General features: G+C 70.0%; 19 protein-coding genes. 6 read left to right on the forward strand and 13 right to left on the reverse strand.

Annotated elements, in window-relative coordinates; translation table 11 throughout:
• Positions 1 to 36: 36 nt before the first annotated feature.
• Positions 37 to 1,926, reverse strand: a complete 1,890-nt coding sequence (locus ABT015_RS20595; RefSeq protein WP_350881017.1) for a sensor histidine kinase — start codon at positions 1,924 to 1,926, stop codon at positions 37 to 39.
• Complete coding sequence (locus ABT015_RS20600; RefSeq protein ID WP_350881019.1) at positions 1,916 to 2,641, reverse strand: response regulator transcription factor; 726 nt, start codon at positions 2,639 to 2,641, stop codon at positions 1,916 to 1,918. Before ABT015_RS20600 ends, ABT015_RS20595 begins: the two co-directional genes overlap by 11 nt.
• Positions 2,642 to 2,783: 142 nt before the next feature.
• Here ABT015_RS20600 and ABT015_RS20605 point away from each other — a divergent pair, with 142 nt between their 5' ends.
• Complete coding sequence (locus ABT015_RS20605) at positions 2,784 to 3,731, forward strand: M20/M25/M40 family metallo-hydrolase (RefSeq protein ID WP_350881021.1); 948 nt, start codon at positions 2,784 to 2,786, stop codon at positions 3,729 to 3,731.
• Between the two features lie 23 nt (positions 3,732 to 3,754).
• Positions 3,755 to 5,197, forward strand: coding sequence for a M1 family metallopeptidase (locus ABT015_RS20610; RefSeq protein WP_350881023.1), 1,443 nt, complete (start codon positions 3,755 to 3,757; stop codon positions 5,195 to 5,197).
• A 42-nt stretch (positions 5,198 to 5,239) separates the two neighbouring features.
• Here the strand turns inward: ABT015_RS20610 and ABT015_RS20615 are convergent, their stop codons facing one another.
• From ABT015_RS20615 to ABT015_RS20660, 10 genes are all read right to left on the reverse strand, one after another.
• Positions 5,240 to 6,520, reverse strand: coding sequence for a WXG100-like domain-containing protein (locus tag ABT015_RS20615; RefSeq protein ID WP_350881025.1), 1,281 nt, complete (start codon positions 6,518 to 6,520; stop codon positions 5,240 to 5,242).
• Entirely contained in the window at positions 6,520 to 6,867 is a 348-nt protein-coding gene (locus ABT015_RS20620; RefSeq protein WP_350881027.1) for a type VII secretion target, read from the reverse strand. The genes ABT015_RS20615 and ABT015_RS20620 overlap by 1 nt, the downstream gene beginning before the upstream one ends.
• Before the next feature lie 220 nt (positions 6,868 to 7,087).
• Complete coding sequence (locus tag ABT015_RS20625; RefSeq protein WP_350881029.1) at positions 7,088 to 7,294, reverse strand: hypothetical protein; 207 nt, start codon at positions 7,292 to 7,294, stop codon at positions 7,088 to 7,090.
• A gap of 323 nt (positions 7,295 to 7,617) precedes the next feature.
• The gene (locus ABT015_RS20630) at positions 7,618 to 7,824 is read right to left on the reverse strand and encodes a hypothetical protein (RefSeq protein ID WP_350881031.1); all 207 of its coding nucleotides are present in this window, start codon (positions 7,822 to 7,824) and stop codon (positions 7,618 to 7,620) included.
• Positions 7,825 to 9,375: 1,551 nt separating this feature from the next.
• Complete coding sequence (locus tag ABT015_RS20635; RefSeq protein WP_350881033.1) at positions 9,376 to 10,782, reverse strand: RHS repeat-associated core domain-containing protein; 1,407 nt, start codon at positions 10,780 to 10,782, stop codon at positions 9,376 to 9,378.
• Positions 10,783 to 11,012: 230 nt separating this feature from the next.
• Positions 11,013 to 11,450, reverse strand: a complete 438-nt coding sequence (locus tag ABT015_RS20640) for a hypothetical protein (RefSeq protein WP_350881035.1) — start codon at positions 11,448 to 11,450, stop codon at positions 11,013 to 11,015.
• A 267-nt stretch (positions 11,451 to 11,717) separates the two neighbouring features.
• Positions 11,718 to 11,948, reverse strand: coding sequence for a hypothetical protein (locus tag ABT015_RS20645; protein ID WP_350881037.1), 231 nt, complete (start codon positions 11,946 to 11,948; stop codon positions 11,718 to 11,720).
• Positions 11,949 to 12,414: 466 nt separating this feature from the next.
• Positions 12,415 to 12,552: a hypothetical protein gene (locus tag ABT015_RS20650; RefSeq protein WP_350881039.1), complete on the reverse strand. Its 138-nt coding sequence runs from the start codon at positions 12,550 to 12,552 to the stop codon at positions 12,415 to 12,417.
• A 240-nt stretch (positions 12,553 to 12,792) separates the two neighbouring features.
• Positions 12,793 to 13,332, reverse strand: coding sequence for a hypothetical protein (locus ABT015_RS20655; protein ID WP_350881041.1), 540 nt, complete (start codon positions 13,330 to 13,332; stop codon positions 12,793 to 12,795).
• 126 nt (positions 13,333 to 13,458) lie between these two features.
• Positions 13,459 to 13,674 carry a hypothetical protein gene (locus tag ABT015_RS20660; RefSeq protein ID WP_350881043.1) on the reverse strand — a complete coding sequence of 72 codons (216 nt, stop codon included), beginning with the start codon at positions 13,672 to 13,674 and terminating at the stop codon, positions 13,459 to 13,461.
• 42 nt (positions 13,675 to 13,716) lie between these two features.
• On the opposite strand from ABT015_RS20660, the gene ABT015_RS20665 reads away from it, so the two are divergent.
• The 4 genes from ABT015_RS20665 (at position 13,717) to ABT015_RS20680 (ending at position 18,692) form a co-directional block, all read left to right on the forward strand.
• Positions 13,717 to 14,808, forward strand: a complete 1,092-nt coding sequence (locus ABT015_RS20665; RefSeq protein WP_350881045.1) for a LamG-like jellyroll fold domain-containing protein — start codon at positions 13,717 to 13,719, stop codon at positions 14,806 to 14,808.
• Between the two features lie 157 nt (positions 14,809 to 14,965).
• Positions 14,966 to 15,499, forward strand: coding sequence for a PadR family transcriptional regulator (locus ABT015_RS20670; RefSeq protein ID WP_350881047.1), 534 nt, complete (start codon positions 14,966 to 14,968; stop codon positions 15,497 to 15,499).
• 2 nt (positions 15,500 to 15,501) lie between these two features.
• A complete protein-coding gene (locus tag ABT015_RS20675; protein WP_350881049.1) occupies positions 15,502 to 16,182 on the forward strand; it encodes an ABC transporter ATP-binding protein in 681 nt (226 codons plus the stop codon).
• Positions 16,183 to 16,193: 11 nt separating this feature from the next.
• Positions 16,194 to 18,692, forward strand: coding sequence for an ABC transporter permease (locus tag ABT015_RS20680; protein WP_350881051.1), 2,499 nt, complete (start codon positions 16,194 to 16,196; stop codon positions 18,690 to 18,692).
• Between the two features lie 54 nt (positions 18,693 to 18,746).
• On the opposite strand, the gene ABT015_RS20685 is transcribed toward ABT015_RS20680, so the two are convergent.
• Entirely contained in the window at positions 18,747 to 19,730 is a 984-nt protein-coding gene (locus ABT015_RS20685; RefSeq protein ID WP_350881053.1) for a helix-turn-helix transcriptional regulator, read from the reverse strand.
• Between the last annotated feature and the right edge of the window lie 201 nt (positions 19,731 to 19,931).

A 19,931-nucleotide genomic window follows, 5' to 3' on the forward strand; every position in this document is an offset into this window, starting at 1 on the left:
GCATAGATCAATGGCAAACATATGTCGATTATTTAGCTATCGGCCCGCTCCACCCCCGCGCCCGGCGGCCGCCGGAGCGGGCAGGCGGACGGTGAACACCGAGCCCGCGCCGGGGGTGCTGGCCGCGTGGACGCCGCCGCCGTGGAGCTCGGCGAGCTTGCGGACGATGGCGAGGCCCAGACCGCTGCCGCCGCGCTGCCGGTTGCGGGACTTGTCGGCCCGCCAGAAGCGCTCGAACACCAACGGCAGGTCCGCCTCGGCGATGCCGCCGCCGGTGTCGGCGACCTCGATCAGCAGGGCGTCGGACTCCGTCCGGGCCCGCAGGGTGACCGTGCCGCCCCCCGGGGTGTGCCGGACGGCGTTGGCGACCAGGTTGCCCACCAGCTGGCGCAGGCGCACCGGATCGGCGAACACCTCGTACCCGGCCGGGGCGCCGGCGGTCTCGACGACCAGGGCCACGCCCGACGCCTGCGCCCGGGCGCCGTGCGCGGTGGCGACCTGGGCCAGCAGGTCCTCGACGTCCACGGGCTCGCGGTGCAGGGCCAGTTCACCGGCGTCGGCATCGGCGAGGTCCCGCAGGTCGTCGATCAGGTGCTGGAGTTGCAGGGCCTCCTCCAGCAGCGAACCCGTCAGGGCGCCGTCGGCGGTGACGACGCCGTCCTCGACGGCCTCCAGCCAGCCGCGGATGTTGCTGAGCGGGGTGCGCAGCTCGTGCGCGATGTCGCCGACCATCGCCCGCCGTAGCTCCTCCAGCTGCTCCCGGCGCTGCGCCATGGCGTTGAAGGCGGCGGCGAGTCCGGCGATCTCGTCGCGGCCGGTCGCGGTCACCCGGGCGGAGAGGTCCCCGTCGGTCATCCGCCGGGCGGCGCGGGTGAGCGCGTTCAGCGGCCGGGAGAGCCGCAGCCCGACCACCGTGGTGATCGCCACGGTGACCGCCAGCACCAGCGCGGCGACCTCGGCGACCCGCCCCCGGTGCGGGGCGGACAGCACGGGGGCCTGGTCCGCCGCGCCGGCGGGCGCGCCGACGAACAGCAGCACCGGCGGCGCCACGTACCGGACGAGCTGCTGCCGGCGGGAGTTGGCGAGGCAGGCGGAGATCACCTGCTCCTGCTCCCGGTCGCGGGCCGGGGCCCACTGCAGCCCCAGGGACAGCGTCACGGGCCGGATCCGCTGGCGCTCCAGGCAGGCGTTGACGAGCGCGGTGAGGTCGGCGAGGGCGGCGCTCTCGGTGCGGGTCGGGGCGTCCAGCACCAGCGGGGGCGCGCAGCGCACGCCGAGCGGCCGGCCGCCGGGGACGCTCACCACGGGGCGGCCGGCGGCGTCGTCGGTGACGGTCGCCTCGACGCCCAGTTCCGACCGCAGGCAGCCGGCCCGGTCCCGGGCGGCCTCCTCCATGGCCGCGCGCTCGGCGGTCGTCAGCCGGAACGGGCCCACGGCGCGGGCGTCGATCCGGTCGGCCGGGGCGTCGGGCAGCATGGCGAGGTCGACGGAGAGCGGGTCGACGGTGGTGGTGGGCGTCCTGGGCAGCACCGTCCGGTCGGCGGCGCCCGGGGTCGGTGACCCGGCGTCGGTGGCGGGGGTCCCGGAGGTGGCGGCCTGGCTCGGCCCGGGTGCGGCGGCCGCGGAGTCGACGACCGGCTCGAAGCGCGGCGTGGTCAGCAGGATGCGCTGCCCGGTGTCGGCGGCGAGCCGCCGCACGGTGCTCTCCACACCCGTCCAGTCGGGGTGGGTCGCGGCGTAGCCGAGCAGTTCGTGGTAGATCCGGGCCTGGTCCGCGAGGGCCTGGCGCTGCTCCTGCCTGATCGCGCCCGTCGTGGTGCGGGCGGTCAGCCAGGCCGTCGCGGCGATCGAACAGAGCGAGACCAGGGCGGAGAGGGCGAGCAGCCGGACCAGCAGGCTGCGGCGCGGCGGGGCGTCACGACGCACCGCGCGGCCCCTCCGCGAGCTTGTAGCCGATGCCGTAGACCGTCAGCAGGCGGGTGGGGCGGCGCGGTTGGGGCTCGATCTTGCGGCGCAGGTTCATCACGTGGGTGTCGACGGTCCGGGTGGTGATGTACCGGTCGATGCCGTGCAGGTGCTCCAGCAGCTGGGCCCGGGTGAAGACCCGACCGGGCTGGGCGGCCAGCACCTGCAACAGCCGGAACTCGCCGGGCGTGCAGCTGACGGGCCGCCCGTCGGCGGTGACCTCGTGGCGCAGGGGGTCGACGGTGAGGGCCCCGGCGGTCAGCACCGCCGGGGGCGCGGCGGCGGGGGTCGCCGCCTGCTGGGGCAGCGGGCGGGACCCGCGGCGCAGCAGGGCCCGGACCCGGGCCACGAGCTCGCGCGGACTGTACGGCTTGGTGAGGTAGTCGTCGGCGCCGAGGTCGAGGCCGAGCAGCAGGTCCTCCTCGGCGGTGCGGGCCGTCAGCATCAGCACCGGCAGGGCGGATTCGGCACGCAGGGCACGGCAGACGTCGAGCCCGTCCATGACGGGCATCATCACGTCGAGGACCAGGAGGTCCGCCGGGCCGCGCCGGGCCTGCTCCAGCGCGGCCCGGCCGTCGTGGACGACGACCACGCGGTGCCCTTCCCGCTCCAGGTACAGGCGGGCCAGGTCGGCCTGCTTGGGATCGTCCTCGGCGACCACGACATGTGCGCACATGAGGATGATCGTAAGTCGCCCTCCGGAAGCACCCCTACCGGTTCCCGACAGCCTCTCGACAAGTTCCTGACATCGACGGACCAGGGTGGGCGGAGTCCGCCGGGGGAAGCCCCCGGCCCCGCCTCCGAAAGGCTCCCGCGTGATGCCCTCCCGCCGCCTGGTGTCCCTCGCCGCCCACGTCCTCGGGGCCGCCCTGCTGCTGTCCACCGTCCCCGCCGCCGCGGCGACGGCCGCCGAGCACAGGCCCGCCCCGGCCGCGCCCACCGTCGAGGCGGCCGAGGTGATGCCGCACCTCCAGGCCCTGCAGCGGATCGCGGACCGCAACGGCGGCAACCGCGCGCACGGCACCAAGGGGTACGCGGAATCGGTGGCGTACGTGAAGCACGCGCTGGACCGGGCCGGCTTCCAGACGCAGCTGCGCCGCTTCTCCCACGACGGCAAGGACGGCTACAACCTGATCGCCGACTGGCCGGGCGGCGACCCCGACCACGTGCTGCTCACCGGCGCCCACCTGGACAGCGTCCCGATGGGCCCGGGGATCAACGACAACGGCTCCGGCTCGGCGGCCGTCCTGACCACCGCCCTCCAGGTGGCCAAGGCCAAGCTGAAGCCCGAGCGGCACCTGCGCTTCGCCTGGTGGGGGGCGGAGGAGCTGGGGATGGTCGGCTCGGCGGACTACGTCAAGAACCTGTCCGCCGGTGACCGCAAGGCCATCGACCTGTACCTCAACCTCGACCAGGCGGGCAGCAAGAACCTCCAGGTGTACCTCCTGGTGAAGGACGCGAAGAACAACGAGACCGCGGCCTTCCAGGCCTTCGAGAAGTGGTTCACCGACCGGGGCCTGGCGACCTTCGACATCCCGCTGGACAGCTCCGACAGCCAGCCGTTCGGGGACGCGGGCATCCCGTCGTCCGGCTTCAGCAGCGGCGTCTCGGACTGCCTCCACAGCGCGTGCGACAACCTCGCCAACGTCGACCCCGCGACACAGGCGACCAGCACCAACGCCATGATCGGCGTGGTCTGGCAGTTCGCCACCGCCAAGCCGGCCAAGCCCGCCGCCCCTGCCGCCCCTGCCGCCAACCGGTCCTGACCGCCCGCCCCCAGGAGCCCCAGATGCGCACACCACTGAGTCACCACCGCCGCAGGGCCGCCACCCTGGTGGCCGCCGCCACCGCCCTCGGCGTCGCCCTGACCGCCGCCCCCGCAGGAGCGGCCGGCATCGGGGACCCGTACTTCCCCGAGGACGGCAACGTCGGCTACGACGTGTCGAACTACGACGTCCGGATCGCCTACGACCCGGCGCACCCCGACCAGTTGAACGGCGACACGACCGTCACCGCCCGGGCCCTGCAGTCGCTGGACCGCCTCTCCCTGGACCTCAAGGGCTTCCAGGTCACCTCCGTCACCGTGAACGGCACCCCGGCCAAGTCGTTCTCCCGCTCGGGCGAACACAAGCTGGACATCGTGCCCGCCCGCCGACTCGCCGGCGGCGCCACCTTCGCCGTACGGGTCGTGTACGCGGGCAAGCCCGACCCCGAGGGCTGGCACCAGTTGGTGTCCGGCGGTGTCAACGCGATGGGCGAGCCGCACTCGGCGACCTCCTGGTTCCCGTCCAACGACCACCCGTCCGACAAGGCCACCTTCTCGCTCGCCGCGACCGTCCCCGACGGCTGGACCGCCATCGGCAACGGCCGGCCCGGCCAGACCACCAGCAAGGACGGCTCGACCACCTTCCGCTGGCGCGAGGACAAGCCGATGGCGACCTACCTCAGCACCGTCGCCATCGACAAGTTCACCGTCCACCGCTCGGCGCTGCCCGACGGGACACCCGTCATCACGGCCTACGGCCCGGACGTGCCGATCGACGACATGGCCAAGGCGACCGAGGCCCAGCAGCCCGAGATCATCGCCTTCCTGGCCTCCAGGTTCGGCCCCTACCCGTTCTCCTCCGCGGGCGCCATCGTCCGCAGCTGGACCAAGGAAACGGGCACCGGCGCGCCGGACCTGGAGACCCAGAGCCGGCCCACCTACACCAACTACTTCTGGGACTCCGCGGCCGTCCACGAGATCACCCACCAGTGGTTCGGCGACAGCGTCTCGTTCACCGACTGGCGCGACGGCTGCATCGCCGAATGCGTCGCCCAGTACGCCAACCAGCTGTGGGACGAGCACCAGGGCAGCAACCTCGACACCGGCTTCTACGCCCCCGGCGTCGAGGGGAACAGGAACAACCCGGAGTACTGGTCCACCAAGCTGTACGACCCCGGTCAGGGCAAGGAACTCGCCCCGGCCCTCTACTTCAAGGGCTCCCTGATGATGCACGCCCTGCGGCGCACCGTCGGAGACGACACGTTCTTCGCCATCCTCAAGCGCTGGACCGCCGACCACGCCTACGGCAACGCCACCTTCCCCCAGTTCGAGGCCCTCGCCGCCAAGGTCTCGGGCAAGGACCTCAAGGGCTTCTTCGACGCCTGGGCCCACAGCACCACGATCCCGGCCAAGGAATACCTCTACCCCGGCGCCCTGGCCCCCCTCGCCCCGGCGGGCAGCCGATAACACCCCGCCCCCCGCGCCGACACCAGCCTTCCTGACTCCCCATCAGGAGGGCTGGTGCACGCCCGGATCGAGCTCCTCCAGGATGGCGTCGGAGACAGTCCGCGGCCGCGGGTGCTGCGGAGCCGGGGTGCCGCCGTGCGTCGACCTGAAGTCGCCGACGGGGGCCGGGAAGTGGCCCATCTCGTGGAACAGGCCCGAGAGGTCCGTGTCCTGCGGCGGCAGCGGCGGCAGCTCATGGGGCAGGTCCCCGACCGGGACGAGCTCGATCTCCGACGGGCCGCCCCCTGGCGTACCGTCCCCCGTCGTGCCGTCCCCCGTCGTGCCGCCGCGCGGTGGGCGCGGGCCCTCCAGCCTGCCGTTCAGCCAGCCCTCGATGTGGTCGCCCGGCGAGATGGAGAACTTGTTCCCGGGATTCATCGTCCCGTGCCGCCACCCCCACGCCCCGGCGAACGCGCCGTTGGCCGCGCCCGACACGTAGTCACCCGACAACCCGAACACCGCATCCTGCGCCGCGCCTTCGGCCATCCCGGTCAGCGCCCCGTAGCCGGTGTTCCAGACCAGGCCGGCCGCACCCTTGGCGAACGCGCCGGCCTCCTTGCCGGTCAGCGAGGTGAAGCCCTTCCCGAGCCCCTTTCCCAGGCCCTTGCCCAGCCCCTTGCCGAGCCACCCGGCACCGACACCGACCGCGCCGCCCACCGCCCCGTTGATGGCGGCCGTGCCCAGCTCGCCGCCGTCGATCGACGTGCGGTGGCCCTGGCCCAGCTCGATCACCTGGGCCAGCAGGTCGAAGCCCACCTGGGCCAGCACCGACTCGGCGACCCGGGTCACCGCGCTGATCAGCGCCTTGCGCAGGAAGGCCCACACCAGGGCCCTGGTGAAGGCGATCTCCACGGGCGCCGCCTCGGCCCCACCGAAGAGGAAGAACGCCGCGTCGACGGCCAGTTGAACGGCCAGGACCACCAGCGCACCGATGATCTCGATGCGCAGGGTCTCGATCTGGTTCGCCAGGTTGCGCAGCGCGTCGGCGGCGGCGTCGCAGCACTGGGCGATGAGCGGAAGCGCGGCGTCGTCGGCGACGGCCAGCCTGGCCAGATAGGCGTCGAACGCGTCCCTGGTGGCACCGCTCAGACCCTGGTCAAGCTGGGACTTGGCGTCCGTCAGGTCCAGGACGCAGGCACGGATCGACTTCGCCGCCTCGGCCCAGGCATCCGCCTCGGCCCGCAGCGCGCTCTCGTTCCCGGTGGGCCACTTGTTGCCCACCAGGATCATCAGCAGGTTCTGCAACCCGTCCGGCAGCGAGGCGTTGGGGGCGTCGACCGCCATCACGCGCCGCCGCTACCGGGCCCCGGGAACGTCCAGGCGAGTTCCGTGGCGTGCTCGTCGGCCCTCTCGAACGTGCTGCGCGTGGCGCCGAGGGCGTCGGCCAGCTTGCGCAAGGTGTCCGGCAGCGCCTGCACCGCCTTCAGCAGATCGTCCCGCGGCTGGGCGAAGACCTGGTCGAAGCCCTGCCCGAGCGCCGGATCATCCCCCCAGGGCGCCGCACCGAACAGGGCCGCCGAGCTGAGCGCCGTCCAGGCAGCAGCCATGCCCTCGGCCGCCCTGCCCGCATCCGCCCCGGCCTTGCCCACCAACGCGAAGTCGACCACCAACGTCCCGTCCAGCGACGGCACCGGCGGCACCGCCGGCCCGCCGTACGGCGGCACCCCGGTAGGCGCATTGCGGTAACCACCAGTGGGACCAGGCACATCAGGCAACGGAGGAGTCGGCACCCACCCACCTCACCCGACCCCACCCCGGACCTCGACCGCTCTTGACGACATCCCAACGATCACCGCCCCACTCCTGACGCCCCCCTGACACCCGCCACCGAAGCCGGCACCCTCCGAGCCCCTACACCCCGGAGAAGCCCTTCTTCATGACGAACCCCTGGCGGACCAGGACCCACAGGTCCTTCCCGTTCTCCTCAGCCGTCAGCCAGAACCGACAACTACCGCTCCCGTCCTTCCGGGTCGCGTCCACGTAGACCCCCGGCCCCACGTCATCGAGGATCGACTTCTTCCAGCGCCCCTCGATCTCCGTCGGCTGTTCCCGGTCCACCGAGGCAACGCTGCACACGCGGGCCGGCACTCGTGCCGATCCGACCCGCCCTTCCGGGAGAAGCTCGACAGTCGCCGTTCCACCGCTCCACCGTCCAACCGGGTCCGGCACGTCAGGGCCCGGAAGTCGGACCATCATCCACACGGCCCAGCCCACCCCGAGGACACCCAGCAACCCACCGAGCACACTCCACAGGACGATTCGCCGCCCCTTCACGCGCCCTCCATCAAAGGATCCCTGAAACGACCGGCGGCGGGGCCGTCTCGAAGACCGCCCCGCCGCCACAGAAGTCGTGCGCCACCGTCTGCGGCAGTCCGACCAGGTCAGTGCAGGAGTGCCGTGATGGCCATGTCGAGAACAGCAGCCCCGGGAACCAGCATAAAGAACCAGCTGATGAGCAACAAGATCACCGGGGCCGACTTCTTAGTTTCCCCACTTTCGGACAACGCGAAGAAGTCACGAATCCCGCGAAAATTCGCTACCACAGCCAATCCCAGGACGACCGGGATTAGCATGCCAAGAACGACCATCAATGCTCCTAATCTCGCAGGACAAGGACAGCATACGGTAGCACCGCCCAGCCAGAAACGACAATCCATCGACTCACCCGGACCCTAGTCATCCCGCTCCGAGGCGAAAGTAATCCCCCCCCCTTCGAATTGAAGTCGTATTTGAATCCGATCAACGGTGGGCCCTGAATGGAAACACCTCCCCTCGGTGAGCCCCACTAGGGATTGGACAGACAGTTAATGCAAGTACCCGGAATAAATATCTGGGCCCCCGACACGCATCACGCGTCCTGGGACCCGAACGTCGCAAAATCAGGATCTGGGCACAGGAGCGGGCATCACCACCATTGCGTAGATCACACCGAGTGCGCTCATCGGCAGGAAGGGCCAGGCACCCGCAAATAGATAGAGCAGTGGAGGCAGAGCAAACAACACGGCGGCCACCCCTCGAACATTCCTCCCCCTAGCCGCCCCAAAAGAGACGAGGAAGAGAAAGAACAGTGTCGGGACAGTTATTGTGAGCAAGATAAGCGCCAGCAGCTTGAGGCTGTCCAGGGAGTCGACTCGAGGGAATCCATTCGCGTCATGCCCTCCGGGCGCAAATGCTGAAAGAACGAGCACGACAACGTACACGGGAGCCACGCACGCCACAAGATATCTCAGCAGCGCCCGACCGAACCACCGGCCGACTCGATTCAATCCGTCAATCAACACCCTGATACACACCCGCCATTCTGGTAGGTACAGCCCGAAGGAGGGAGGAAGAGTGACGCAACCGGAGCGCAAACAGGACGGTCCTGTATCCACCCCGACCTTGCCGACCAGCGCGAAGTCGACCACCAGCGCCGCGTCCAGAGCTGGCACCGCCGGCACCGCCGGCCCGCCGCACGGCGGCACCCCGGTCGACGCATCGCGGTAACCACAGTGACACCAGGCGCATCAGGCGGCGGAAGATGTCAACACCCACCCTGACAACATCCCAACGATCGCCGCCCGAATCCTGACACCCCCTGACACCCAGTGCTGGAGCCATCGTTCTTCGGGCCTTTACGCCCTGGAGAAGACCCGCTGCGCGCTCCCCCGCGGCTGACCGCCCAGACTGGCCACCGCACCTTTTCGTTCCTCCTGCAGATAGATCTCGCAGTCACCCCCCCCCTGGAGTAGTAGTCCCGCAGCACCACGAAGACCCCCGACCCCGCGTCGTCCACACTCCCCGTCCGCCAACTCCCCTGGTACTCCCCCAACGCCGCCCCCTGCCCGACGGGATCCTTCGCACAGAAGTACCCGTCGAGCCGCACCTCACCGAGCCGGCCCCCCTCCCGCAACTCGATCACCTCGTCCCGCGACGCCCAACGCCCCACGTAGTCCTTCGGATCCGGCCCGCCCGACCGGACCTTCAGATACCCTGCCAGACCCGCGATCAGCAGAACACCCACGAGCAGGACAACGCCCTCCCGGGACTTCAAGTGCTTCCATCGACCAGCCACAGCTCTCCAGCCTTTCACAGGTGGTGCGAGACCGGGCTGACGCTATACCAGCCCGGTCTCGCTTACTTGCTTGCGGTATTGAGTCCTACTGCGGCAGGAAGTCATCTCTTCGGGCATAGAGCCCGTTCCTGATATCCGCCCTGACAGCTTCAAGGATGTACTGCATGGCCTGGTCTCGACTATGCCCATTCCCGTACCTGCTGGCCTCGACGCCGATGTTCCGGCCGCGGGCATTGTTCACCAGGTCCGAGAGATGGTCGCGGTAGTTGTAGTCGGACAGGTCCGGTTGGGGCCCAAAGGCCTCATGTGCGATTGCCCAGTGTTCGGCATTCTCCGCACCTTGCTCGTAGGAGAGTCGCGCCTGCCACATGAGGTGCCGAAAGGAGTTGACACGGTCGTCCCTATCCCCGATTCCCGGATACTCCTTAGCCACCATCTCCTCTGACCAATCCTTGATGCCCCCGGCGTCGAGGCAAGTGATGGCGTTGAGGGCAGCGCAGACATCCACCTCGGCGGTGTTGACTTTGCCAATCTTGATCGTGGACTGTCCTTCCTGCAGCGAGGTCGGGTAGGGCGACTTCGCAAGGTAGTCCTTCTCCAGCTCCAGTCCCGTAGCACGCCGCATCTGCCGCATGCTTTTCTCCATCTCCTCCGTGCTGGGCGCCGCGCCAACCCACTTCGAAGTCTTTGCCATCGACTGGTGCTGCAGAAAGCGCTCGTACCCATCCCGCCGTGCGCCGGCCTGCGCCTGGATCTGCGCGACGATCTTCTGGTAGTTCTCGCCCTCGCCCTCGATCCTGGTGCCCATGTTGGAGCACTTGACCATCCCGCTGGCGCATTCCTCCAGGGCCATGCCGGTGGGGTCGGTCTTGTTGACCGGGTCATTGTTGCTGTACACGTACGCGTTCCACTGCTGCGGGTCGTTGGGCAGGAGCAGCGGGTCCGCGCTGAGGAAGCGGCCGGTGGTGGGCTGGTACTGGCGTGCGCCGAGGTTGGTGAAGCCGGTGGCGTCGTCCTTGAGGCCTCCCACGTAGCCCTTGTCGCCGGCCCAGGCGGTGGTGCTGGAGGTGGTGCCGCGCGGGGCGCCGAAGGGGTCGGTGGGGCGGCGGGTCTCGGCGAGGCTGTCGCGGGCGATGGACAGGGTGTTGGTGCCGTGGTGGTCGGCGAACTGGTACGTGAGCTTCGTCGGGCTCTCGCGGACCAGGGTGATGCCGCCGGGGATGCTGTAGTAGCGGGTACCGGTGCTGGTCTTGGTGCCGGTGTCGTAGGTGAGTTCGTCGCCGCCGCCGAGGTTGACGGTGACCTTGCCGGGGTTGCGGCGGATCAACTGGTTGCCGTCGGCGTCGTAGACGTACGTCGTGACGGCCGAACCCTGGGCGAGCGAGGCGAGCTTGCCCTCGACGTCCCAGGTCAGCGTGGAGGCATTGGCCGAGTCGGCGGCGTTCCAGGTGGAGATGGCCCACTTGAAATTCCAACCCGGCGCTGAAGCCATCGCTCTCCGAGCCCCTGCACCCCGGAGAAGCCCCGCTGCGCGCTCCCCCGGCGACTGGCCGCCCAACCTGGCCACCGCTCCTTTCCGCTCCTCCCGTAGATAGATCTCCCAGTCACCCCCGGAGTAGCAGCCCCGCAGCACCACGAAGACCCCCGACCCCGCGTCGCCCATCCTCCATTACGAGAGCCGCCCCATCCGACACATCGGATGGGGCGGCTCCCGAAACGGACCTACTGCCGAAGGAACGCGGCGAACGGCACGCCACCGTCGTCCGCATCGGTCAGTCGCAACCACTCCTCACCTTGGTCCTTGCCGTACTGGAAGAACCGCTCGCACCTCAGATCGCCGTCGACGGAGACCAATTGGGCGACCGCGCCAGGTCCGGCGTCGGAACGCGCCCCGTACTTCCAGGTGCCGGTGAACTTCACCGCAGTCGGGGACTTCTTTCCACGACACATGGCGGGGAGCAGGCTTACCTCGCCGATCTTGCCGCCTTCCAGGAACTGGATCGAAGCGGCGGGCGCCTTCCAGGACCCGATGACAGCTGGGAGAGGCTCCTTCGCCACCGTGCACGAAGCCGCCAGCGGCAAGATGCCAGTCAGGGAGACAGCAAGGACACGCAATAGGCCCTGGGCTCGTTCCCAGCCTGACCCCAGAGTCTCGATCACCCGATACCTCCGTTCTAAACGTCTCAACGCGCACTACTCGAAGTCACCCAGGCGGGCGAAGCCGTCCGAGGCAACACACCTCCTCGCCTCGCAGAGAACCACTTATTTGAGTTGCGCGCCCGAAGCATCCACATTCACTGCCGCCTCAGACGATCCCTTCGGCCCAACAAGCGCTGGATTCTGCGAGGCGCTCGGCCGGGAAATCCATCCGAGCGCCCACATAAACTGATCGTGACCTAATTTAACCGGCCATGTGCTTCAACGATCCTAGAAGCTTTCCTTTTCCCTGGCAACCGGCATGATGATCGCTGCAAAGAGGATCTGCACCGCCACCTGGATGGCGACCATCACCCATGTGCCAACTAGGAAGAGCACCAGCGCAGGGATGACAAGGAGCGCCGCGGAAAATGCCCTGAACTCATCAGGCGCAGAGGTTCCTCTTCTCCTGGAAATCAGCGCCAGCAATATCAGGGATGGGACTCCGATCATCAGGAACATCCCTGAAGCCCCTTCCATGTATCCCAGAAAAGATCCCCACAAAGTCTTCCGGGCACCGTAACCTCCAGCCCGGTCCGACATCCTGGGAGCCGTCAGCGATATCGCCATCCAGCCAACCATGAAGACCACGGCATAGCGAACGGCGCAGGTAGAAATCCATCGGAACGTGGACCCGCTAACCGATCGACGGTTCGCCTCAGCCATAGCTAGCAACCTTCCGTACACTTTCCAGAGACCTAAGTGCTATCCATCTTGGGCCAGAATGGAGCCGCTGGGAGACCCGTCTCCGATGACATCGAATCGGCATTCCCGCCGAGTACGAAACCGTCCTCGCGCCTGACCACCACACCGATGGTGTCTGTCAAAGCGGAGCAAACTCACCGAGATCGATTCGCCGGTGCGGGACAGTACGACTCTGAGGCAGATGCTCCCGACTTCGGAGGCCCTACCCCGTCGAGTACGCCACCTACGCCATCACACCCACCACAACGGAGCCCCCGTCCCCGGCCAGCATGACGACATGCACCGCGGTGCGCACCGCGAGCGCCTCCAGCGACAAAGTCGTCTGCGGCCCGGCGGTGAACGCCGGCACCAACCCGGCCACGTACCGGTCATGGAAGACATCGACTCGGATCCCGATCTCGCGCCATCATGTGAGCAGCAAACCACCGGGCGGCAGCCGACCCATGTCCACCACGTCACCTGACCCGTTCCGAACTTGAGAACGTCCTCCCGCATGAGGACGACAGCCTTCCAACCGGGTCGTGGTGTGGTCGGAACGCACCTGGGCCCCTCGTTGAACGCGCCGCCTTCGGCGAGGGGCCCAGGTGGGAACGTGACGGAATCAGCTGGTTCGTTCCTTCGGGTTCACCGTGCAGAAGTAGACTCGGCTGCTCTGCTTGTCGAAGTAGAAGCTCCCCGTGTACTGGGTCCGCGTGACCGACTTGTCGAAGGCCTCACTGTGGAGCCACATCTTCGTGTCCCTGACCTCAGCGGCGATCTCCTGCGGGACACCGCACTCGATGGCGCTCTCCCGCCACATCCCGCTGCCCGTGGTCGCCGTCAGGATCGCCGGATCGACCTGCGCCACTCCGTCCAGGCTCACGTCGGTCGGGCCGGGGATCTCCGGCACGGAGTTCTTCGTCAGCACCTGGCCGACCCACTTCGTCGCGGTCAGCTCGCCCAACTGCGGGAAGCGGCGCTTCAGCGGTTCGACATCCGTCCGCACCTGCGCCGGGGTCGGCGCGGTAGTGGTCGGGCGGCGGTCCGAACCTTGCCCGGCGGTACTGGTCTCCGGCGCAGACGCACAGCCGGATGCGAGCAGTACCGCGGCGGGAATCAACAGCAGAATCCGAGCGCCATCTGCTCGCTGCGTCACCTTCACCGACGTACGTTTCACAGGTTCATCATCCCTGACCTTCTAGGTTTGTTGAAGAGCTTGCCGACCGAACCGCAGGGCCAGGGCCCGTCCCGGACGTCGTGTCATCGGGACCGGGCCCCGGCCCGTAGGTCACCGGTGTTCCGCGCCGCTTCCCGGGCTGACCAAGCTCCCGGATGCGCCGATTGTCCACGTGACGGTCTTCTCCAGGCCGCCTCGTGTGGTGAAGGGCTTGGCCCAGCCGAGCGTCGCGAACCTACCGTTCACGTTGTCGGAGACGCCGCTGGCGATGTCCTTGTTGCTCTTGTTGAAGTCGTACCGATCCAGCACGTGGACGGTGAGCTTCATCGTGACCTTGTTCCCTTCCACCCTCACATCAGCACTTCCCCATTGCCGGTAGTCACCCAGGGCCTTCTGTCAGTTCTCCGTGTCCGGGTAGAGACCCTTGGCCCGTGCGGATACGTCCGAACCGGTCATGCTGAAGGCTTTGCGACCCGTCTTCAGCGCGACCCGCTCCGCCCACCGCTGAGCCGATTCCACCTCTTCGTCCACCAGCTGGCGGATGTTCTTGTCCTCGTCGTACGCCTTCGCGTAGTCGATCACGTAGTCGCTTCCGGACCCCCCGGCCAGAGCTACACCGTCGCCGCCTGGGTCAAGGTCAACAACACCAACGGCTACCAGACCGCCGTCTCCCTGACCGGCAACGAGCGCAGCCCGTTCTACCTGCAGTACTCGGCGACGTACGGCAAGTGGGCCTTCAACCTGCCCTCGTCGGACCAGCTCCGCCCCACCACGTACTACGCGGCCGTCGACTCCGAGCAGCCCCGGATCGGCGTCTGGACCCACCTGGCCGGCACGTTCAACGCGGACACCCAGACCGCGACACTGTACGTCAACGGCCGAGCGGCCGGAAGCGCGAAGGTCCCTGCGGGCTGGAAGGCCAACGGCAGTCTGAACATCGGTGGGGAGACCACCACCCGCTACCCTGGGCCTGACGGCCGCGTGAACGGCGCGGTCAGCGACGTCCGGATCTACCCGTACGCGTTCACCGACCAGCAGGCCAACACGCTCGCCACGGCCGGCTCCAGCGTCCAGATCCAGAGCGCCTACAACCCCGGCAGGTGCATCGACAGTTGGGGCGGTTCCGTCGGTACGGCGGTCGCCTTCTACAACTGCTACAACGGCAACGCCCAGCACTTCACCCTGACCACCGACAACAAGTTCAAGGTCTCCGGCACCGACCGGTGCATCACCACCAACGACAAGCCGGCCGGCAACGGCACCAAGGTGTCCTTCCAGACCTGCGCCGCCGACGACGCGCAGACCTGGGTCCGTCGCTACGACGGCACGCTCTACAACCCGATCTCCGACAAGTGCCTCGAACTGCCCGGTTGGGCAGACGCGAACGGCACCGCGCTCGGGGTCTGGTCCTGCACCGCCAGTGCCAACCAGCGTTGGCTGGTGCGCGCCCAGGCGTCCTGACCGCCGGGCCCACGGTCTGAACTGACCCGGGCACCGAACCTCTCCGGCCTCCCCGAGTCCTGCTCGGGGAGGCCGCGGCCGTGTCGGCGCCGACGGCCGGACCCGAGGGGGACCGCTATACACCTGTGTGTATACATGGCCTGTATAGTCCCGGAGCATGTCACTCGGACAGCTGTTCCTCGGCCTGCTGGAGACCCAGCCCCGCCACGGATACGACATCAAACGCCTCCATGACGAGCACTTCGGGCGCGACCGCGGCCTGCACTACGGGCAGGTGTACGCGACGCTCTCCCGGCTGTTGAAGAACGGGCTGGTGGTGGTCGACGGCGTCGAGGCCGGCGACGGCCCGGAGCGGAAGCGGTACGCGATCACCGAGGCCGGGGTCACCGACCTCGCCAACTGGCTCGCGCAGCCGGAGAGCCCGCAGCCGTACCTGCAGAGCACGCTCTACCAGAAGGTCGTGCTCGCCCTCCTGACCGGCCGCTCCGGCGCCGACGTCCTGGACGCGCAGCGGGCCGAACACCTCAAGGAGATGCGGGTGCTGACCCGCCGCAAGCTCACCGGTGACCTCACCGACCAGCTGATCTGCGACCACGCCCTGTTCCACCTGGAAGCCGACCTGCGCTGGCTGGAGCTCACCGCCGCCCGCCTGGACGAACTCGCCGCCCGCATCACGGAGTCCCAGCGTTGACCATGTCCGAACCCCTGCTCGCCGCCCACGACCTGCACAAGAACTTCGGGCTCACCCCGGCGCTCGGCGGGGCCTCGCTCACCGTCGCGGCCGGCGAACTCGTCGCCGTGATGGGCCCGTCGGGCTCCGGCAAGTCCACCCTGCTGCACTGCCTCGCCGGGATCACCCGACCCGACAGCGGCCGCCTCCGCTACCGGGAACGCGACCTCACCGCCTGTTCCGACGCCGAGCTGAGCGCCCTGCGGCGCACCGAGTTCGGCTTCCTGTTCCAGTTCGGCCAGCTCGTCCCGGAACTCTCCTGCCTGGAGAACGTCGCGCTCCCGCTGCGTCTCAACGGACTGCGCCGCCGGGCCGCCGAGGCCCGGGCCCGCGAATGGCTGGAGCGTCTGGAGGTGGACGACGTGGCCGCCAAGCGCCCCGGCGAGGTGTCCGGCGGCCAGGGGCAGCGGGTCGGCGCCGCGCGGGCCCTGATCACCGGGCCCAGGGCGGTCTTCGCCGACGAGCCGACCGGCGCGCTCGACTCCCTCAACGGCGAGCGGGTGATGAAGCTGCTCACCCAGGCCGCCCGGGAGAGCGGCGCCGCCGTCGTCCTGGTCACCCACGAGGTCAGGGTCGCCGCCTACGCCGACCGCGAGATCGTCGTCCGCGACGGCCGCACCCGCGACCTGGCGGGCGCCATATGAGCGGCCCCGGCGTGAACCGCCCCGACACCGGTAGCTCCAGCGCGAGCACCCCCGCCACGAGCGCCCCCGCCGCCGACCGGGTCCGCTCGCCGTTCCTGGACCAGCTCGGCCTCGGCGTGCGCCTGGCCCTCACCAACGGGCGGGACGGCTGGGGGCGGCTGCTGCTCACCGCCTGCGGCGTCGGCCTGGGGGTGGCACTGCTGCTGTTCACGGCCTCCTTCCCCGGCATCGTCCAGCACCGCAACGAGCGCCTGTACGTGCAGAACGACACCTTCCGCGACGAGGACCTGCCCACGCCCGGCGACCGGACGGTCCTCATCGCCATCGCCGACACCACGTTCCGGGGCACCGCGATCCGTGGGCGGGTCGTCCAGCCGGAGGGCCCGGACGCGGCGCTCCCTCCCGGAGTGGCCGCATACCCGCCGCCGGGGCGGATGGTCGTCTCGCCCGCCCTGGCCGAGCTCCTGAAGGACCCGGCCAACCAGTTGCTGCGCGACCGCCTCCCCTACCCGGTGGTCGGCGGCATCGGCCCGGACGGCCTGCTCGGCCCCGGCCAGGCCGGCTACCTGCTCGGCAGCGACCGGCTCTCGCTGGACGCCGGAGCCGCCCGCGTCACCTCGTACGGCCACTTCTCGCCGCCCAAGCCGATGGACTCCCGGCTGATCCTGCTCAACGCCGTCGGCCTGACCGTGATGCTGGCCCCGGTCGGCGTCTTCCTCGCCGCCGCCGCCCGCTTCGGCGGCGAACGGCGCGACCGCAGGCTCGCCGCGCTGCGCCTGGTCGGCGCGGACCGCCGGATGACCGCCCGGCTCGCCGCCGGGGAGTCCCTGGTCGGCGCGGTGCTGGGCCTGGTCGCGGGCGCGGCGCTGTTCCTGCTCGGCCGGCGGCTGACCGGCCACCTGCGGCTCGCGGGCTTCAGCTTCTACCCCGAGGACATCGCGCCGCACCCCGCCATCGCCGCCGCGATCGCCGTGGTCGTGCCGCTCCTCGGCGTCGGCGTGACCCTGCTGGCGATGCGCCGGGTCACCGTCGACCCGCTCGGCGTGGTCCGCCGGTCCGGCCCCGGCCGGCGCCGGATCGGGTGGCGGCTGGCACTGCCGCTGGCCGGCCTCGCCCTGACGGCGCTCGCGCTGGCGCTGCCCACGCAGTTCAACCCGTCCGGGATGGGGCGCACCGCCGTCTTCAACTCCGTTCAGGACAGCCGCGGTTCACTGCTGGTCGCGGTCGGCGTGCTGCTGATGCTGGTGGGCGTCTGCACCCTGCTGCCCTGGCTGGTGGAGGCCGCCACCCGGCGCTCCGGCGGCGGTGTGTCCTGGCAACTCGCCATCCGAAGGCTCCAGTTGAGCTCTGGCCCCGCCTCGGCCGCGGTCAGCGGCGTGGTCGTCGCCGTCGCCGGGGCGATCGCCCTGCAGGCGCTCTTCCTCGGTGTCAGCGCGAGCTACGAGGGCCGACCCGGCCCCCGCGCCGCGGTCGGGCCGTACCAGCAGTCGGTGTCCTTCCCGGGCGGCGGCCCGCAGGCCGACCGGCTCGCCGACTCGCTGGCGCGCTCCCCCGGGGTGCAGGCGACCGCCGCCTACACCGAGTTCGCCCTGGAGACCCCCACCGCCAAGCTCTGGGAGCTGCCCGCCGTCCGGATCGCCGACTGCGCCGTGCTGCGCAGCTTCGCCACCCTGCCCGACTGCAAGGACGGTGACGCCTTCGCCGTCCAGGGCCGGACCACCCGACCGGACGCCGGCACGATCGCCGGCGCGGACGTCGGCACGAGCGGCGGCACGGACACCGGCAAGGACGCCGCCGCCGCGGCCAAGCCCGGCACGACCGTCCACGCCGCCTTCTTCCGCGGTGACGGCGAGCCGCCGTCCTGGCCGCTGCCCGCGGTGACGGCCACCGTCGAGCCCGTCGAAGGCGCCGACCCCAACGGGCGGCTCGGCTCCGGCCTGCTGCTCCTCACCCCGGGCGCCGCCCCGGCCGCCGCACTGCGCGGCCAGCCCGCGACCGTCCTGGTCGCGATGGCCCCCGGCCTGCCGGACCCGAAGGAGCAACTCGCCACCGACGTCATGGCGATCGACCCGCAGGGCCTCGCCGGGTCCCCGCTCGACCGCACCGTCGACCCGACCTACCTCGCCGTCAAACGCCTGCTCACCGCCGGCTCCGCCGTCACCCTGCTGCTGGTCGCCCTCAGCCTGCTGGTCGGCCAGCTGGAGCGCTTCCGGGAGCAGCGCCGCATCCTCGGCGTGCTGAACGCCGTCGGCACCCGCCGCCGGATCCTGGGCCTGTCGGTGCTGTGGCAGACCCTCGTCCCGATGGCCCTGGGCATGCTGCTGGCCGCCGTCGGCGGCCTGCTGATGGGAGCCGTCCTCCAGTACGCGGCGGGCCTGCCCTTCGCCCTCGACTGGGGCTCGATGCTGGCCATGTCCGCGATCGCCGCCGGCGCCGTCCTCCTCACGACCGCGCTCGGCCTGCCGCGGCTCCTGCGCCTGATGCGGCCCAGCGAACTGCGCTACGAGTAGCACCGGCCACCGGGGGCCGTCCCATCGAGCGACGGCGACGGCCCCCGGTGCCGGTCACAGGTCGTCGAGGGGTTCGTCCAGGACGCCCTCGCGGGCGATGATGTAGCCGAGGTGGCCTCGGCTGCGGCTGCCGAGGAGTTCGCTGGCCTTCTGGATGTGGCTGGAGACCGTACGGGTGCTCATGCCGAGGCGGGAGGCGATGGCCTCGTCGGTGTAGCCGTTGACCATCAGGCGCAGGACGTTCTGGCGGGTGCGGTCGGTGAGCAGTTGGGGGCGGTGGCGGCCCTCCAGGTAGGTGACCGGCTCGGCGCGTTCCCACATCAACTCGTAGATCTTGAGCAGGTACTCGACCAGCGGTGGGAACTGGATGAGCATCGCGGCGGCCTCGCGGTCGGCCGCGGCCGGGACGAAGGCCGTGGAGCGGTCGCAGATGATCACCCGGTCGAACACCTCGTTCAGGGTGCGTATCCGGGCGCCCTGGGCCGTGACCTGCTCGATGTAGGCCAGCGTCGGGCCGTGCGCGCGCACGGTGTGCTGGTAGAGGGTGCGCTGGCGCACGCCGCGCCCGGCGAGGGCGAGGTCGCGCGGGAGGGCGTCCGCGAGGTGCTCGGGGCTGCGGCCGCCGCCGGGCTGGGCGGTGCGCAGTTCCTCGGTGCAGGCGGCGACGGCCTTCTCCAGCGCGGGGTTGATCTCCTCGCCCGTCAGGAGGCGGACCGGCAGCTGGGCCCGGCGCATGACGTCCTGGTAGGCGCGGTCGGCGGCGGTGAAGGCGGTGCGCAGTTCGGCGAGCCGCTCCTGGTGGCCCAGCACGGCGAGTTCGAGCGGCCGGGTCAGGCCGGTGGCCGCGATGTCGGGCGGGACGGGGGTCAGCCGCTCACCGGAGCCGGGCACGGAGCGCAGCAGGCCCATCGCGAGCAGGCACTCGGGGGCGTCTCCGGTGGCGCAGCCCTCGGCCAGCACCGCCCGGTAGAACTCGATCCCCCGGTCACAGAGCTGCGGTGTCCCCATTCCCGCGCTGTTGTCCTGGGATAGGCACATCTGGGCATCCTTCCGGCTTCGGCATTGCGGTTTCACGAATGCCCGTACCGGCCACCGCCAGGCGTCTGAAATGGCAGGATGGAAATCACCTGTCGTTCGGAAGCCGTCCCCCCGGGCTCTGACTGCCGTGAGTGTACGCCCAAGTGGCGCGGAAATCAGCGGCCGACGGCGAAGCCGAGCGCGCCCGGAGGCGGGGGAGCC

Source organism: Kitasatospora sp. NPDC094016 (assembly GCF_040304045.1).
Lineage (GTDB): Bacteria > Actinomycetota > Actinomycetes > Streptomycetales > Streptomycetaceae > Kitasatospora.